Raw genomic sequence first — 15388 nt, forward strand, 5'->3', positions numbered from 1 at the left:
GCCTGCGCCGATGGTACTGCACTGCAATGCGGGAGAGTAGGAGGCCGCCTTCTTTAACAGAAAGGTTCCCCCGCTGACTGAAAGGTCGGCGGGGGAATTCTTTTATGTTCGGGAGTAGGGGACGGAGGAAGCGACAGGATAGGAGGGGGACAGAGTGGGATTTTGGAAAGTCTGGCTGAATAGAGTTGGTGTTTGGAAAGTGATAGCTTCATATTAATATTGAAATATCTTGAAATATGATATATGCAGAAACAGACAGGCTGGTTCTTAGGTCATGGAAACCAGAGGATTTGCCATATTTTGCTGCTATAAACAGCAATCCACAAGTGATGAAATATTTTCCGGCATTGCTGACAGATGAAGAAACGGAAACTTTTTACAGTCGTATTCAAGATGAATTTAAGCGTAATGGATGGGGATTGTATGCGGTGGAATTAAAGGAGACCGGTGCATTTATTGGATATGTCGGACTGCACAAGATTGGATTTGATGCCGAGTTCACACCTGGCATAGAAATCGGGTGGAGGTTAGTTGCCGATTGTCACAATAAAGGCTATGCCACTGAAGCTGCAAGAAAAGTATTGGAGTTAGCTAGGGAAATAGGGATGACACGACTCTATTCTTTTACTGCTGTTGTGAACAAGCCTTCAGAGCGTGTTATGCAGAAGATTGGAATGGAAAAAATCAATGAGTTTGACCATCCGAAACTTTCTGGTGATTCACCATTACTGAAGCATGTCCTTTACCAGATAGATTTATAATGTAACATATGATGACGCTATATGTACTTATACAGAGTATTATAGGCGTATCAGTATGTGTGCATAATAGGAACACATTATCCAATGTCAATTTTGTCAGTTTCTGTAGTGTTAAAGTTACGAAAACTGCATTTGTTCCATCACTTTTTTTGTAAATTTGTGCGGAAAAGGGATGAAGACAATTATTTTTGACTTTGATGGTACATTGGCGGATACACGCCGTAGCATAGTAGAGACGGTGTTTCTTACTTTGAGTCACTTTAATTTACCTCAACCTTCTGCAGAACGTATCCAGTCCGTCATCGGGTTGCCTCTCCGTGATACTTTCACATGTGCAGCAGGTTTGTCCGATGAAGAAACCATTACAAAATGCATTGAATTTTACCGTAGCAATTATGATATGGTATGTCTAAAGTCCGTGACTTTGTTTCCTAATGTTACTGATACTCTAAAAGCCTTCTATTGAAGAGGATATATCATTACAGTAGCTTCCGGTAAGGGTAAAAACATCGTTGGAAAACCTACTTGAGACGCTGGGGATTGCCACATACATTTCACACATTTGCGGTGAGCAGGATGTTGCCAACAAGAAACCTGCTCCGGACATGGCTCTGCATATTTTAGAGAAGACTTCTACGAAGCCTATGGATGCCATTGTCGTTGGTGACACTGTTTTTGACATTCAGATGGGCAAGTCTGCCGGTTGCCGAACTTGTGCTGTGACTTACGGCAACCACAGTGAGGGGAAGCTCATAACCTCACATCCTGATTATATGATTTCTGATTTTATAGACCTTTTTAAAATAGTGGATAATGAAGCACGTGATTGATTTCTTCCATTCCTGTCACTCAACTGCACTCAAAAGAGAAAAGGCGGCAACGATTATCCACTGTTAAATGTCGGAATGATGGACAAGAACCAGAAGATGCCGGTAGCTTTGAGCACTCGCCATGGCTTTGTGGACGGAGAGCACATTTCAGATTTATATAAGAAGATACAGGAAACTTTGGATTGCACAGACTCCATGTAGTAGTTATGCTGTCAAAAACTGTAAGAATGTTGTTTATTGTTAAAAACAATTTTGTTGAAGCAAGATTTCCATGCTATAAGGATTATATAGGTGTATTAAACAAAAAAAATAGTATGATGAAGTATCCAAAAACATTCCTTATTGCATTACTTACAGTAGTGCTCGGTCTGCAGTCATGTGACAGCAACGACGATTATGTAGCAGTGAATTTTCCTAATGGTCTGGTGACTGTGAAAGTCAATCCTGAAGGAAAGACTTATTTCCAGCTTGACGAGAAGACAACATTGTACCCTGAGAACCTGACCTCTACGTTGTACGACGGCAAGGAAGTACGCGCATTGATGAATTTCGAGGTTTTGGACAAAGTGACAGAGGGCTATACGAAGACCGTACGTGTCAACTGGATTGACAGTATACGTACCAAGGACATGGTCGTTATTCCTGAGGGAGAGTCCATAGATGATTATGGCAAGGACCCTATCGAGATTGTCAATGATTGGGTAACCATTGCCGAAGATGGATATCTTACACTGCGTGTCCGCACATTGTGGGGAGGTAGCAACAAGAAGCATTATTTGAATCTTGTCGGTGGTGTGAATGAGGAAAATCCGTTTGAGGTGGAGCTCCGTCATGATGCTAAGGGCGATGTGAACGGAGCTTGGGGTGATGCATTGATAGCTTTCCGCTTGTCAGAGATTCCTGCGGAGATACAAGAGAATCAGAAGCTGACTTTGCGTTGGAAATCATTCAACGGAGAGATAAAGAAAGTCGATTTCAAACTCTCCGGAACATCGTCTGATTCAGGAGATAAGGTAGAGCCTGCTGTGATAAGCCGTGGTGCTGCCATAAAATAATGGCGCAGCTACTGCGTAAGCAGCTATTGTAAATTCGTAGATTGGCATAACATTTATTCTGAGAGACGGAAAAATTGTTATAAGAAGAAAAATGAAACATATCGGGAGCGACAACGAGATGGAGCTGATACGGCGGATGCAGTCCGGTGACCATAGTGCCATGCGGACTGTATACGAGAAGTGCGCAGGCTACCTTACGGCAGTCTGCTCCCGTTATGTTGTTGATAGTGAGGACGTCCGAGACGTGCTGCAGGATTCTTTTGTGAAGATATTTTCCGGTATAGGGAATTTCAGGATTATGGAGAACGGCTCATTGAAATCATGGATGACAAGGATTGTCGTCAATGAGTCTCTGAAATTCATACGGAGGCGGAATATATTCAGTTTTATCGATACCGTAGAGGATATTCCCGACTCTCCTGATGTTGAATTGGAGACAGACGGGATTCCGTTTCAGGTGATACAAGAGATGATACAGAGCCTTCCGGTCGGTTACCGCACCGTCTTCAATCTTGTTGTGTTTGAGAAAAAGAGCCATAAAGAGATAGCAGCCATGTTAGGCATCAAGGAAGGCACCTCCGCATCGCAGTTTCATCGGGCAAAGGCTATGCTTGCCGAAAAAGTCAGTCAACACTTAAAGTAATGGTATGGAAGATAATAATTGGATAGAGGATTTACGGCATAAAGAGCATGATTTTGAGCTTCGTGCTCCGGAAGGTCTGTGGGACGATATAGAACGAAGTCTGTCATCCGGGCATCGCCGTCAGAGACGTATCCTTCCTTTGTGGCTTCGCTATGGTGGGGTTGCTGCTGTTGCGTTATGCCTTGCTGTTATCGTGCCGTTACTGTTCTCTGAACATTCCCTGCAAGATGATGTCCGCATGGCAGACAGTGGAATGAGTAAGGATAGCCATAATCTTGTTACAGAGGTTGGAGACAAGAATCCTGACGAGGTTGTCCATGCAGCCCTGCGTCCATTGGAACGTGGCATCAAGCGTGTGGGCAATGTTTTGGAACGCCATACAAAGGTTTTGGCAGACGCATCTGTTTCAATGGAAACATCAGATGAATTATCTGAAGGTGGAGAGGAAAAAGAAAAACAAAAACCGGCGGTCACTGAGCATACAGATACAGCACCCTCAGTTATTCCTCCCGGTTCGCGGACACAGCCATTGGGTACAGGAAGGAACAAGGACGTGCCTGCTGTAAGGCATAATAAATCCGGTGGTGCCTGGAGCCTGACGGCATACGCAGGCAACCTTATGGCCAATGGAAAGAGTTCCGAAACAGGATATTCGCCTATTGTCAGGACATTGAGCCCTTATGGCGGAGCAGCAGATGTGCCGATTGGTGTGAATAAGGTGTATGACATTTTGACAATGAACCGTGGTGAGAGTGTTGAGACAGAGACGCACCATAAGCTGCCGTTGCGTTTCGGACTGGGCTGTGGTATTCCCGTCAGTGACAGAATGAGTGTCGAGACGGGCATAACATACAGTATTCTTTCGTCTTCCACGGTGTCAGGTACGGATAAGAATTATTTTGATACAAAACAGACGTTGCACTACATTGGTGTTCCTTTGAAGTTGCATTATAATCTTTTGAAGACACGCAAGTTTGGTGTCTACATGAGTGGTGGCGGTATGGTGGAGAAGTGTGTCTACGGCTCTTCGGACACCGACCTCTTTATTGGTTCGGAAAAGGCATCCTCAACTTCGGAGAAAGTCAGCGAGAAGCGTTTGCAGTTCTCTGTCATAGCCGGTGGAGGTCTGGAGTACCGCATCACCGAAGCTTTGAATCTGTTTGCAGAGCCGGCGGTGAGCTATTCTTTTGACAACTACAGCAGCGTTGAAAACTCATATAAGGAGCATCCTTTGAACTTTGACCTGAAGGTCGGTGTGCGTTTTGATATAAAACGATAAGTGGATTTTTTGCAGTCAATAGTCAACTGAGCGCAGTGAACTATTGACTGTTTTTTTTGATGTCTACAGCTGCTTTTCAGACTATATGGCGGTTTTTATACAAAATCACATATTATGCGCACGGAATTACAGTCTTCTGATGTTTGTTTTTGTTAATTTTGCATACAGAAAAATAAAGTCAGAAACTAACTAAAAACATTTTTATGAAAAAACAAATTCTTACATGCCTTGCAGCAGCATTGCTGTTGACCATGCCTACAGCTGCCCAGCAGTATGCTGAGAAACTTAATCGCGGAGCTGTCAAGATGCAAGGTGCACCCCGTGGCGGTGCCTATCTGTCATGGCGCAGTTTTGTGACGGACAGCAAAGACATGACCTTCGACATCTATCGCAATGGAACAAAGGTTGCCAATGTCTCAAAGACCAACTATAAGAACCTTTCGTACAAAGTCACGGACAAGTTTGTCATCAAGGCTGTCGTGAATGGTGAGGTGGTTGAAGAATTCTCGCCAATGCAGATAGCTTCATCACAGAAACTGCACATCGACCGTCCGGCAGGAGGCAAGACAAAGCCATACACCGATTACCCTGACGGACAGGATTACACGTATGAGCCGAATGATTGCTCTGTGGGAGATGTGGACGGCGACGGAGAATATGAACTTATCGTGAAATGGTATCCGAGTAATGCGCGTGACAATTCACAGGGTGGTGTGACAGGCAACACTATCCTTGACTGCTACAAGCTGAATGGTACAAAACTGTGGCGCATCGACCTTGGCAAGAACATCCGTTCCGGTGCCCACTACACACAGTTCCTCGTCTATGACTTCGACGGTGACGGCAAGGCGGAGATGATTTGCAAGACCGCTCCGGGAAGCATTGACGGTGCAGGAATCTATGTCAGCGAAGCTGCCACAGAGGCGTCAATAAAGTCGGTGAACAACACAAAGGATTGGGTTACTTCCGCCGGACGCGTCAATGGTGGTCAGGAGTGGCTGACAGTGTTCAATGGTGAGACTGGAAAGGCTGTGCATACCATATACTACAATCCCAACCGCAACACCACTGTCGGTGGAGAGGCTGCCGGCACATTCAATTGGGATGACCGTAGCGGGAAGACTGACAATGGCAGCTATGGCAACCGCGGCGAACGCTATCTTGCAGCAGTTGCCGCACTTGATGGCCCTGCCGCACTGCCGAGTGCTGTGATGTGCCGTGGCTATTATACCTATGCTTTCCTTTGGGCAGTGGATTTTGACGGCAAAGAACTGAAAACACGCTGGCTCCATTCTTCGAAATCAAAGACATCCTACAGTGTCACTGATGCCGGTGGTGCAACAAATACCTACACTCCAGGTGCGGCAACACGTGGCTCCGGCAGCCGTACGGCATACGGGAATGGTAACCATAACATGTCGGTGGCGGACGTTGACGGTGATGGCAAGGACGAGATTGTGTGGGGTTCATGCGCAATAGATGATGACGGAAAACTGCTTTATGCCACAGGCTACGGTCATGGCGACGCCATACATGTTGGCAAGATGATTCCTTCACGTGAGGGTTTGCAGGTCTATCAGGTGCATGAAGCATCGCCTTATGGGTGGGACCTCCATGATGCTGCCACAGGTGAGATAATCCTCAGTGGCACTGCCGATGGTGACACCGGACGCGGCATCGCAGCAGACATTGACGCTAACAATGACGGTTGGGAGATGTGGTGCTCTTCCTCAAGCAATCCACGCAATGCGGTCACCGGCAAGACGATAAGTTTCACTGCCCAGCCTTCCATGAATTTCAGGATTTATTGGGACGGAGACTTGCAGGATGAGTTGCTTGACGGCAGTACAATCACGAAGTACAGCAACGGCGCGGTTTCAACTCTGAAATCGCTGAGCGGCTCTTCATGCAATGGCAGTAAGAAGACTCCTAACCTTTTGGCGGACATTCTCGGCGACTGGCGTGAAGAGGTTATCCTTTGGGACAGCAGCACTTCTTCCGACTTGCACATCCATTCCACAACAGAAGAGAGCGACCACCGTGTGCCTTGCCTCATGCAGGACCATACCTACCGCATGGCTGTCGCATGGCAGAATGGAGCTTACAACCAGCCTCCTCATCTCGGATACTACTTGCCTGACTATGAACAGCAGTATGTCCAGACGGCGATTGGTTCGCCTGTAATCAGCGGAGAATGTGAGATAACAGTCTGCAACCCTGCCGGCACGATGCTGAAAAAGGGATATGGCACGGTGGAAGACATGCTCGACACGCTTCCTACGGGTATGTACGTCATCAAAGCCAATGACGGAACGCACACTAATACACGCAAATTCATTGTGAGATAATCTCATATTCCACTAATTACAAAATCCTAAATCCAAGATTGAAGTTTATTGCTTCATCATGGATTTAGGATTTTTTTTTATTGCAGTCTTGTAGAAGCAATAACAAAAACGAATCCCTTGTAAATTGTTGATTTATGGGGGCTTATGACATAATCGCGTTAGCTGTTTCTTGTAAATCAAAGAAAGCAACTCTTTGACGGACCACCAATTTCTTTCTGTACTACAATGTAAATTTACCGCATTAACCAATATTAACTAAATGGGGGGGGGTAAAACGAGATTTTTTTGTAAATTTGCACATTATTAATCTTAAATTATGATAATATGAATGTACAAACATCAAATAGTAGTTTGTGGATTTCATTTCTACTGTCTATTATTTGGTGTCTGACAAACGATAACACAGCTTACCGGCATTTGTACAAAAAAATGCCAAAGACTCTTGCAGCTAAACTTGATAAGCAGTAAAAATACTTAATAATCACCTAACTAAAAGAACAATCTATGAATCAGAAAAATCGATTCCTAAAAGGGACATTGGTGCCCTTTGCCATGGCATGTTCAGCAATGATGCTTCCTGTTTGTCAGGTAAGTGCCAATGCTGCAGGCAATGTCAGCCTTGCCGCCCAGCAGCAAGGCAAAGTGACCGGTGTTGTTGTTGACGCTAACGGTGAACCTGTCATCGGCGCGACAGTAATGGTCAAAGGCTCAAGCAACGGCTCGATAGCTGACATTGAAGGAAAATTCACCATCAGCAATGTCCCTGCGAACGCTGTTATACAGGTCTCCTATGTCGGCTACAAGACTGCTACCGTAGCAGTAAAGGGGCAGTCAAAACTGAGGATTGTGCTTGAGGAGGACGCTGCGTCACTCGATGAACTCGTGGTGGTCGGCTACGGTGTGCAGAAGAAGAGTGATGTAACAGGTGCTTTGACACGTGTAGGCGAGAAGGAACTCCAGGCACGTCCTGTAAGCAATGCCTTCGAGGCGCTTCAGGGCAAGGCTGCCGGTGTGGACATCACATCAAGTGAGCGTCCGGGCACAGTTGGTGACATCCGCATTCGTGGCGAGCGTTCTATTACAGCACAAAACGCTCCTCTCTATGTTGTTGACGGTGTGCCATTGATGTCCGGTTCCGGCATAGAGACACTGAACCCGCGCGACATTGAGGCTATAGATATTCTCAAGGATGCTTCTGCGACAGCCATCTACGGTTCTCGTGGTGCAAACGGTGTTGTCATCGTGACAACAAAGCAGGGCAAGGCAGGTCAGCTTTCTTTGAACTACTCAGGTTCTGTTACATTTCAGAATCTTGTCGACCGCAGTCCTTCTATAAGTGCAGCGGACTACATACAGTACCGCCGTTGGGCAGCGTACAACAGTGATCCTGCAAAATATGCTGACCCACGCAATCCAACGCAGGCAAGCGACTACGAAATCTTCCGCAGTATTGACGATGCTACAGCACGTGACAATGTCATGAACGGCTGGCAGTCAGGTTCATGGAATCCTAATGACGTGATTGACTACGATTGGACAGGTCAGGCACTCCGCACAGGTGTTGTTCATGAACACACTATCAACGCTTCCGGCGGTACAGATAAGTTGAACGCTTTCGGTTCTTTCGGCTACCTGAGCAACAAGGGTACTCAGCAAGGACAAGAGTATAATCGCTTTACTGCCCGACTTGGCATGAATATCAATCCTACAAAGTGGATGTCAATCAATATGTCATTCAATGCCTCTCGTGAGTCACAGGATTACGGAATGTCATCAGCCTATGCGCCATCAAGCACAAACTCTGCGGCCGGTTTGTACGAACTTTACAAGAAGTCTTACCGTTGGGCATTGCCTTATGATGCAAACGGTGACCGCGTTAAGTACCCTGGTGGTGATAATTTGGCCTACAACCCGATAAATGAGTGGGAACATAACATATCTAATCGCGAGACATACCGTATCCTCGGTTCACTCTCTGCACAACTCCACCTTGGTGAAATCTGGGCACCTTTGAAGGGATTAGAGTACAAACTCGCTTTTGGCCCTGATTTCCGCAACTACCGTAAGGGTGACTTTATCGATGAGGAGTCGGCTTATAACTGGATAAAAGGCGGCACAAACCAATCCAGATGGGAGCAGCGCCGTGGTTTCTCTTACACTTTGGATAACATGATTACGTACAACCGCACATTTGCCAAGAAGCACAATGTCGGCCTTACATTGCTTCAGTCTGCTACAGAGTGGAGATACGAGACAGCCAACATGGGTCTTAGCCGTATTGAAAACGACGAGTGGCTTTGGAACGCAATGGGCTCTCTTGACATCACGGATAAAGAGAATGGCGCAAGCATGAGTACAGGTATTAACGAGCGTCAGCTTGAGTCATACATGATTCGCTTGAACTATGCTTTCAATGACAGATACCTTCTGACAGCATCCGGACGTTGGGATGGAGCCTCACAGCTTTCAAAGGGACGCAAGTGGGCATTCTTCCCATCTATGTCCCTCGGTTGGCGCATCCAGGAAGAGGCGTTCATGAAGGATATCCGGTGGATTGACAACTTGAAGCTCCGTGCAGGTGTCGGTGTGACAGGTAACTCTTCCATCCAACCCTATTCAACTCTTGGTAAAATCCAGTCAATCTATGTTCCTACGTCTGATGGTTATGACAAGGCTTACACAATTAATGACCCTGCCTATGTGAAGGATGCTCTTGTGATGGCAAACACTCAGGTGGGCTGGGAGAAGACAACACAGTGGAACTTCGGTCTCGACTACGGATTCCTCGGCAACCGTATCTTCGGTAGCTTGGATGTCTATTTCTCAAAGACAAATGATCTCCTCTTGGCAATGTCTATCCCTACCGTTACAGGCTATTCTTCAACAATCGGTAACATCGGCAAGACTTCTAACCATGGTGTCGAGCTCACAGTCAATGCTATCCCTGTCGTAAACAAGGATTTCCGTTGGGAGACATCTTTCAACATGGCATGGCAGAAGGACAAAATCGATGAACTTGCTAATGGTAAGGAAGACGATATAGCTAATGCACGCTTCATCGGCGAACAGCTCAATGTTTACTATGATTTCTTGACTGACGGCTTGTGGCAGGATACTCCTGAAGACCAGGCTGAGATGGCTAAATGGAACGCAAATGGCTATAAGTTTACTCCGGGTAATGTGAAGCCTGTTGACCAGAATGGCGACTACAAGATGGTGGCTAGTGATGACAAGGTGATCATCGGCAACAAGCGCCCTACATTCACGGCAGGGTGGAACAATACATTCAACTACAAGGGTCTTGAACTCAGCTTCCAGCTCTATGGACGTTTCGGCTATTGGGTTCACGCTCCTCAGTACCTCTTCGGTTTTGGCGGACTTGGCGAGGCGGCTCTTGACTATTGGACTCCGGATAACACGGGCGCACGTTTCCAGAAGCCTGTCTTGACTTCTGCCCAAACCGGCGATACCGACCAATTCTCCAGCCAGAATGGTTACGAGAAGGCAAACTTCATCCGTATGCGTAATATCTCTCTCGGCTACACTCTCCCAAGCAAGTTGCTCAAGAACGTACAGCTCAAGAATGTGAAGGTTTACGCTCAGGTCATCAACCCATTCGACCTCCATCAGTCAGTTGCAGGACTTGACCTCGACACAGGCAACTCTTACTTCAACCGCAGTTGGGTTATTGGTCTCGAACTTGGTTTCTAATATGATACACTAATTCGCTTAAAACAGAATAACAATGAAATTCAACAAATATATCGCTGCCGGACTCATCGCTGCAACGGCAACAGGCTTCACTTCTTGTTCGGATGATTTTCTTGACGAGAAACTGAGCTCTTCTTACGATACCCAGTACTTTGAGACTGAGAACGGTATCCTTGCACTTACAAAATCCCTCTATGGCCATATCCGTTGGATTGGCGGCTATGAGACACAGGGTTACAATCAGTTCATGGCAGGTACGGACGAATTCGGCATCGGAACTGATGCTGCCAACGAAATGTGGCTCACTTACGATGTCCGTATGGCTCCGTCTTTCGTCACTCTGAACGGCAACACAGGTACGAGTGCCCATGTTTGGGATGAGGTTTATTACGGCATCGCATCTGCAAACAAGATTATCGCTTCTGCAGACAAGATTGCCAATGAGGAGACACGCAATGCAGCTCTTGCACAGGCTTATTTCCTCCGTGGCTTCAACTACTACATCCTTACATCACAGTTTGGACACTGTGTCATACAGACAGTGCCTGCAGATGGCATCATCCGTTCTTTTGATCTTACTACAGAGCAGCAGTGCTGGGAACAAGTCATCTCAGACCTCCGTCAGGCTTATAACCTTTTTGACGGTGAGAAGAATACTCTTGTGGGGCAGCCTGTCAGCTGGACAAAGGCGACAGCAGCCCATTTCCTTGCAAAGGCTCTCCTTTTCGCAGCTTCCGAGCGTTGCGATTCTTGGAACGGTGCTGTCAAGGATGCTTACCTTAGAGAGGCTCTCGAAGCTGCAGACTACGCTATCGGCGCACGTAAGCTTGAGAATGACGTTATTGACCTTTATGGTAATTGGACCGGTGTGAACTGTGACATAGAGAAGAGCAATGAGATTCTTATGGTTGCTGCGCAGGATGAGCACTTTACAGGTCGTACCGCTGCACGTAACCCGGGAGCTTTCTTTAACCCTCAGTTCTCTAACTTTGCAAACACTACTCTTGGTGGTATGCGTGGTTGTGTCACCGGCGGAAAGGATTTTCAGCGCTTCCGTCCTACAGAGTACACAATCTCTGTCTTTGACAATGTTAACGACGCACGTCTGTGGAAATCTTTCGCGACGGTCTACGGAACTGCTGTCGAATACACGGACAAAGATAAGGATGGTAATGTCTTGGGAGCGCACACAGGCGCAGTGCACATTGGTGACCCATCTGTAGTCTTTATTCTCAACAAGAAGGATGAGCACGCTTTCGATAAGTTCAAGTTCGGTGCTTATCGTTATCAGACAGATGTTAATTTCGCTGATGAGGAGGGACGTCTTCCTGAGGGAGGCCGCAAGCAGACACGTACAGGTGATGCTACTTTCTCCGGCAAGCCCGGTCAGCATATCCTCAACGCATGGATTCAGTATCAGAACGGTCAGTACGTGGGCGATAAATTCGGTGATGTTAAGAATGGCGCATATACAGAAGGTAACAGCAATATGTTCCCCGGCATCATCAAGCACACTTGCGGCTATCTTAACGCTTTTGCCGGCGATAATGGCTCACGTGACCTTATCCTCGCTCGTCTTGGCGAGACTTATCTTGTCCGTGCGGAAATCAAGCTTCGCCTTAATGATTATAACGGTGCAAAGAGTGACATAGACGTTCTTCGTAAGCGTGGCGCATGGCATAAGGATGAGAACCGCAGTTATTTCGTTGATGGATGTCATGCAGCAGCAGCCTCCACATCACACGTTACCGGTAAAGAGGCTAACGTGAAGGCAAATGACGGTTGGAACCTCGGCATGAACACTTACTACCTCTCTAACCCGGGTCTTCAGGTCTCTAAGGCTTCTACAGAGGCTGAGATGACAAACTGGACTTGGGACAGGCTTCCTGCAGAGGATGAGGCTATCCTTGCAAAGATTGGTGCCACAAGCAAGTTCGACCGCGCACTCAACTTCATCCTCAACGAGCACACACGTGAGCTTGTCGGTGAGTTTGTACGCTGGGAGCACATGGCACGTACAAAGACAATCCACACCCGTTGCAAGGCTCTGAATCCAGACATTCTGTTCTTCGACGCAAGCAAGCACTACTATCGTCCTATCCCACAGACCTTCATCGACCAGCTCCAGCACGCTGATGGCACTAATCTCACAGAAGCAGAGAAGAAGGCTTGGCAGAATCCGGGCTATTAAAATAGTGTGAGTTCGGCGGGTCTCGCTTGATTTGTAGTCTGATGTATGGCGAGATTTCGTCGGACTCATGTCAATCGGTATGTTACCGGATAAGAAAATCTTCTGAATCCGCATAAATCCACATGCTCTTTGTCTCTGCGCTAAGAGATTCTCATGTGGATTTATGCGGATTCGGAAGATTTCCTTGTTAATAAACCGGACTGCGGATTGCGAATGTTGTGCAGATTTTCCTGCGCCACACTTTTTATTCCGGATGCTAAAAAAGCAGTTTTCGTGAGGTAACACTTTACCGTGCGAAAGATAACCTTTCGCACGGTAAAGTGTTACGGTTTGGACAGTCAAAGGTTACCTTTTGTAAGTCTTTGATTTTATGTTTGTTATGACAAGTCCTGCGAGGGTGAAGCCGAAAATTCCGGTGATGTGGTGGAGAGAGCCGTTGATGACCGCCTTATAGTCGCAGGTCTCGTCCGTAAAGCCGAGGTTCTCCATCGGCAGTTCCTCACTGTAGACACATTGGAATTTGCGCTTTGGCAGCATTTTCTTTTGGCGCATGCGCTTGCGTAGGAGGGCACCGAGTGTGTCGTTCCTCACTTTCCAGAATTCTGTGACCCTTACTTTCAGCGGGTCGATGCGCAAGGCAGCACCCATGGAGGAGAAGAAAACGGGATTGTTGTCATCCTTTTGGTCGCTGTATTCGGCAGGCGCATCCGTGCTTTCGGGCAGGGTGGAGACGGTGCGTTTGATGCTTGTGGCGTGGAGGATAAGCTGAATCTTGTCCTTGAGAGAGTCGATGCAGTCGATGATGTAGTCGTAATCCTCAAGGCGGAAGTCATGCATTGTCTCTTTGCTGTACACGGTCTGCAATGGCAGAATCTCGGCATTGGGGTTTATATCGAGAAGCCTTTCTTTGAGTACCTCCACCTTCGCTTTGCCCACAGTCTTTGTGGTTGCCATGAGCTGTCGGTTAATGTTTGTGGTGGCGACACAGTCAGGGTCGACAATGGTAATGTGCTTTATGCCCGAGCGCACAAGGCTTTCGGCACACCATGAGCCAACACCGCCCACACCGAAGATTATTACCTTCGCGCTTTGTATGCGTTCCATTGCCGTAGAGCCAAGCAGCCGCTCCGCTCTGTGGAAAATCTCTTTTTCGGAATATTCCATTATCGCTGTTTTTTTCGTGGTGTTTTTATAAATAAATGCCTGTCCTTGGGGTAGGGCAGGCATATTGTCGGTGATGTTATTTTACAAGGCATGCGTCAAGCATGTCGGTTATCTCCTTGCGGTTCATGTGCTGTCCGATGAACACAAGTTTCTGCATGCGGTCGCCATACCTGTCGTCCCAGTCGCGCTTCACACCGGGGTTGTCGGCGAGGAAAGTGCGCAGTTCGTCTGCCGGCATTGTGGCATACCACTGTCCGGCGTTGCGCAGTGATACCTGTTTTCCTGCCTGCTCGAACACATAGCATGTGTCCTGCTCGTCATGGAAATAGCAGATGCCCTTTGCGCGGATGACGGATTTTGGCCATTTGCGTGCCACGAACTGGTCGAATTCCGTGATAGAGAACGGTTCGCGCGCATAGTAGACGAATGTGCCGATGCCGTATTCCTCCGCCTCGCCGGTCTCCTCGTTGTGGTGGCAGTGACCGCATGTGCATCCTTCACCGTGGTGGTGATGGTGCTTATGCTCGTGGTCATGGTGGTGGCATTCGTGCTCTTCATCGTGGTGATGGTGGTGATGATGCTCCTCATGATGATGATGATGCTCGTGTTCTTCTTCATGTTCCTCCATTTCGTCGAGATGCTTTTCAACCTCCTGCACCCATGTCGGGGATGCGGCGAGTGTGTTGAAGTCAAAGGAGTTTGTGTTGAGCAGCATGTCAAGGTCCACATCGCAGTAGTCGCAGTTGATGATTTGCGCCTTTGGCTGCAGTGTATGGAGTATTTCGCGTATGCGTCCAAGCTCCTGAGGTGTCACCTCACTTGCTTTGTTAAGCAGGATGATGTTGCAGAACTCAATCTGCTGTATGACGAGGTTCTCGATGTCCTCCTCGGCGATGTTCTGCTTTGTGAGGTCAAGCCCGCCATTGAATTCGTCGCGCAGGCGCAATGCGTCAACCACACTTACTATGCTGTCGAGGCGTGCTTCGCCGTCGGTGGTGTATTCCTCGCCCATCATCGGAATGGAGCATATTGTCTGTGCGATAGGCTGCGGTTCGCAGATGCCTGATGCTTCGATGACGATGTAGTCGAATTTCTTTGCCTTCATGAGGTCGCGGAGCTGTTCGACAAGATCCATTTTCAGTGTGCAGCAGATGCATCCGTTCTGCAGTGGCACGAGTGAGTCGTCCTGTTGCCCCACGACTCCGCCTTTCTGTATGAGGTCGGCATCGATGTTCACTTCGCCGATGTCGTTGACGATTACGGCGAACTTTATGCCTTTCTTGTTTGAGAGAATCCTGTTGAGCAGGGTTGTCTTGCCGCTTCCGAGGTAGCCGGTAAGCAGCAGTACGGGAGTTATGTTGTTCATGACTATAATGTTTTTTGTTGATATTCTACGGTTTGTGGAT

12 protein-coding genes are annotated in these 15388 nt (G+C 47.4%); 10 read left to right on the forward strand and 2 right to left on the reverse strand.

Annotated features, from left to right (window positions below; genetic code table 11):
* The first annotated feature begins 236 nt into the window (after window positions 1-236).
* From E5358_RS12885 to E5358_RS12925, 10 genes are all read left to right on the forward strand, one after another.
* Window positions 237-761, forward strand: a complete 525-nt coding sequence (locus E5358_RS12885) for a GNAT family N-acetyltransferase (protein ID WP_135940588.1) — start codon at window positions 237-239, stop codon at window positions 759-761.
* 172 nt (window positions 762-933) lie between these two features.
* Window positions 934-1227 carry an HAD family hydrolase gene (locus tag E5358_RS12890; RefSeq protein ID WP_135940589.1) on the forward strand — a complete coding sequence of 98 codons (294 nt, stop codon included), beginning with the start codon at window positions 934-936 and terminating at the stop codon, window positions 1225-1227.
* Between the two features lie 46 nt (window positions 1228-1273).
* The gene (locus E5358_RS12895) at window positions 1274-1591 is read left to right on the forward strand and encodes an HAD family hydrolase (RefSeq protein WP_135940590.1); all 318 of its coding nucleotides are present in this window, start codon (window positions 1274-1276) and stop codon (window positions 1589-1591) included.
* 75 nt (window positions 1592-1666) lie between these two features.
* On the forward strand, window positions 1667-1792 hold the full coding sequence (locus tag E5358_RS15440; protein ID WP_277821306.1) for a hypothetical protein: 126 nt from the start codon (window positions 1667-1669) through the stop codon (window positions 1790-1792).
* 113 nt (window positions 1793-1905) lie between these two features.
* Window positions 1906-2646, forward strand: a complete 741-nt coding sequence (locus E5358_RS12900; RefSeq protein WP_168354675.1) for a NigD1/NigD2 family lipoprotein — start codon at window positions 1906-1908, stop codon at window positions 2644-2646.
* Window positions 2647-2737: 91 nt separating this feature from the next.
* On the forward strand, window positions 2738-3289 hold the full coding sequence (locus E5358_RS12905; protein ID WP_135940592.1) for an RNA polymerase sigma factor: 552 nt from the start codon (window positions 2738-2740) through the stop codon (window positions 3287-3289).
* A gap of 4 nt (window positions 3290-3293) precedes the next feature.
* The gene (locus E5358_RS12910) at window positions 3294-4568 is read left to right on the forward strand and encodes a porin family protein (protein ID WP_135940593.1); all 1275 of its coding nucleotides are present in this window, start codon (window positions 3294-3296) and stop codon (window positions 4566-4568) included.
* A 203-nt stretch (window positions 4569-4771) separates the two neighbouring features.
* Entirely contained in the window at window positions 4772-6916 is a 2145-nt protein-coding gene (locus E5358_RS12915; RefSeq protein WP_135940594.1) for a rhamnogalacturonan lyase family protein, read from the forward strand.
* Window positions 6917-7420: 504 nt separating this feature from the next.
* Window positions 7421-10627: a SusC/RagA family TonB-linked outer membrane protein gene (locus tag E5358_RS12920; protein ID WP_277821307.1), complete on the forward strand. Its 3207-nt coding sequence runs from the start codon at window positions 7421-7423 to the stop codon at window positions 10625-10627.
* A gap of 34 nt (window positions 10628-10661) precedes the next feature.
* Window positions 10662-12818 carry a RagB/SusD family nutrient uptake outer membrane protein gene (locus tag E5358_RS12925; RefSeq protein ID WP_135940595.1) on the forward strand — a complete coding sequence of 719 codons (2157 nt, stop codon included), beginning with the start codon at window positions 10662-10664 and terminating at the stop codon, window positions 12816-12818.
* Window positions 12819-13163: 345 nt separating this feature from the next.
* Here the strand turns inward: E5358_RS12925 and E5358_RS12930 are convergent, their stop codons facing one another.
* Together E5358_RS12930 and E5358_RS12935 are read right to left on the reverse strand one after the other, a co-directional pair.
* Complete coding sequence (locus E5358_RS12930; RefSeq protein WP_135940596.1) at window positions 13164-13982, reverse strand: tRNA threonylcarbamoyladenosine dehydratase; 819 nt, start codon at window positions 13980-13982, stop codon at window positions 13164-13166.
* Between the two features lie 76 nt (window positions 13983-14058).
* Window positions 14059-15348 (reverse strand): CobW family GTP-binding protein, encoded by a 1290-nt coding sequence (locus E5358_RS12935; protein WP_135940597.1) that lies wholly within the window; start codon window positions 15346-15348, stop codon window positions 14059-14061.
* Window positions 15349-15388: the final 40 nt, after the last annotated feature.

Origin of the sequence: Palleniella muris, from assembly GCF_004792655.1 — a bacterium.
Classification (GTDB): domain Bacteria; phylum Bacteroidota; class Bacteroidia; order Bacteroidales; family Bacteroidaceae; genus Prevotella; species Prevotella muris_A.